General features: G+C 51.3%; 2 protein-coding genes. One reads left to right on the top strand and one right to left on the bottom strand.

The window, feature by feature from the left end:
• The first annotated feature begins 318 nt into the window (after positions 1-318).
• On the top strand, positions 319-1,953 hold the full coding sequence (locus AAF564_26690) for an FAD-dependent oxidoreductase (GenBank protein MEM8489160.1): 1,635 nt from the start codon (positions 319-321) through the stop codon (positions 1,951-1,953).
• Between the two features lie 71 nt (positions 1,954-2,024).
• Here the strand turns inward: AAF564_26690 and AAF564_26685 are convergent.
• Positions 2,025-2,219: arylsulfatase (locus tag AAF564_26685; GenBank protein MEM8489159.1), on the bottom strand; the 195-nt coding region annotated here is incomplete at its 5' end.

Genomic DNA, 2,219 nt, shown 5'->3' with positions numbered 1-2,219 from the left:
TGCGGTGATTCCGTCTTTCGGTGATTCCGTCTTTCGGTGATTCCGTCTTGCGGTGATTCCGTCTTGCGGTGATTCCGTCTTGCGGTGATTCCGTCTTGCGGTGATTCCGTCTTGCGGTGATTCCGTCTTGCGGTGACTCCGTCTTGCGGTGACTCCGTCTTGCGGTGTTTTGGCATTTCAAGTTATGGGGATGACAACTTAGCACATAAAGTAGCCATCGGAAACCCGGAAATACAGGATCACGGAAGAGCAGAGTTAGCTTTTGCCGGCCAAAATCGCGAATTTCGATTCACACACCACTATCCCACAACAGAAACCATGCGATTACGCTCACTAGGCCTCCTGGCCCTCCTCTTCACCATACTATCCTGCCAACAAACCAACCACTTTGAAGCCGACTTGATTGTTTACGGCGGCACTTCAGCCGGCGTTGTTGCAGCCGTCCAGGCCAGCCGTATGGGTAATTCTGTTATTCTAGTTGGGCCGGATATACATCTAGGTGGCCTCACTGCAGGCGGCTTAGGCTGGACAGATTCGGGCAATACGGAAGCCATCGGTGGGGTAGCTCGTGAGTTTTATCACCGTATTTGGCAGCATTATCAGCAAGAAGAAGCCTGGGTATGGGAAACGCAGGAAGAATATGGCAATGTTGGCCAGGGTACGCCGGCCATGGATGGCGACCAGCGCACGATGTGGATCTTTGAGCCGCACGTGGCTGAGCATATTTTTGATACCTGGATAGCCGAAGAAGGGATAATAGTGCATCGCAACGAGTGGCTGGATCGGTCGGAAGATGGTGTTCACAAAGAAGGCGCCCAGATCACTACAATCAAGATGTTGAGTGGCAAAAGTTACGCCGGCAAGATGTTTATTGATGCCACCTATGAAGGCGATCTGATGGCTGCTGCCGGTATATCGTATACGGTGGGCCGCGAAGCCAACAGTCAGTACGAGGAGACCTGGAACGGCATCCAGGTGGGCGTTTTGCACCATCGGCACTGGTTTATGTCGGACATCGATCCCTACGTCATGCCTGGCCATCCAGCCAGCGGCCTCTTACCACGCATCTCACCTGAGCCACCCGGGGTGAAGGGCGAGGGAGATCATCGGCTACAGGCCTATTGTTACAGGATGTGTTTGAGCAACCATCCAGATAACCGTCTGCTTTTCCCAAAGCCGGCTGGCTACGATTCTACGCAGTACGAGCTCCTCGTGCGCGTCTTTGAAAGCGGCTGGCGCGAATCGTTTGATAAATTCGACCCCATCCCCAATCGTAAAACTGACACCAATAACCACGGTCCTTTCAGCACGGATAACATTGGCATGAATTACGATTATCCGGAAGCTAGCTACGAGCGCCGGCAGGAGATTCTGGAAGAACACAAAACCTACCAGCAAGGGCTCATGTATTTCCTACAGAACGACCCTCGTGTACCACCTGAAATCCAGGAAGAAATGAATACCTGGGGCCTTGCCAGAGACGAATTTACAGATAACGATCACTGGCCACATCAGATTTACGTACGTGAAGCACGCCGCATGGTAGGTACTTATGTGATGACCGAACACGAAACCCTGGGCCGGCGAGGGGTGCCACAACCCATTGGTATGGGATCCTACACGTTGGATTCGCACAACGTGCAGCGCTACGTGAAACCGGATGGTTTTGTGCAGAATGAAGGAGATATCGGTGTAAAACCAAATGAACCCTATCGCATTGCTTTTGGGTCGATTTTACCTAAGCGAGAAGAAGCAACCAATCTGCTGGTACCCGTGGCTCTGTCTAGCTCGCACATCGCCTTTGGTTCGATTCGCATGGAGCCTGTCTTTATGATATTGGGGCAAAGTGCAGCTACGACTGCGAGTATGGCTATGGGAGCCGGCATCGGAGTTCAAGAAGTGGACTATGAAAAGCTCCGCGTTCGATTGTTAGAGGATGGGCAGCGTCTTTGATTGGGGTAGGGTAGAACTTTAGACCCGTCGGGTTTTTAAAACCCGACGGGTCTTACGTCTTAATTTTTATTTTATCGCATCTCTGAGAGCACCGCTTGAAACGTTGCCACAATGTTTGCCGGCACATCATCCTCGGTTAAAACAACTTCCTCAAGAGGATCATTGGCAATATTAAAAACCTCGCCCGTCTCGTATAGCTTCCAGGTTTTGTTGTGCACAAAGCGTGTGGCAATTCCATCTCCATTTCGATCATAGTGGCAGAAAAC

This window comes from Bacteroidota bacterium (assembly GCA_039111535.1).
In the GTDB taxonomy this organism is placed as follows: Bacteria; Bacteroidota; Rhodothermia; order Rhodothermales; family JAHQVL01; genus JBCCIM01.
Note: the sequence above shows the minus strand (reverse complement) of the source record. Positions and strands in the feature narration are given on the sequence as shown.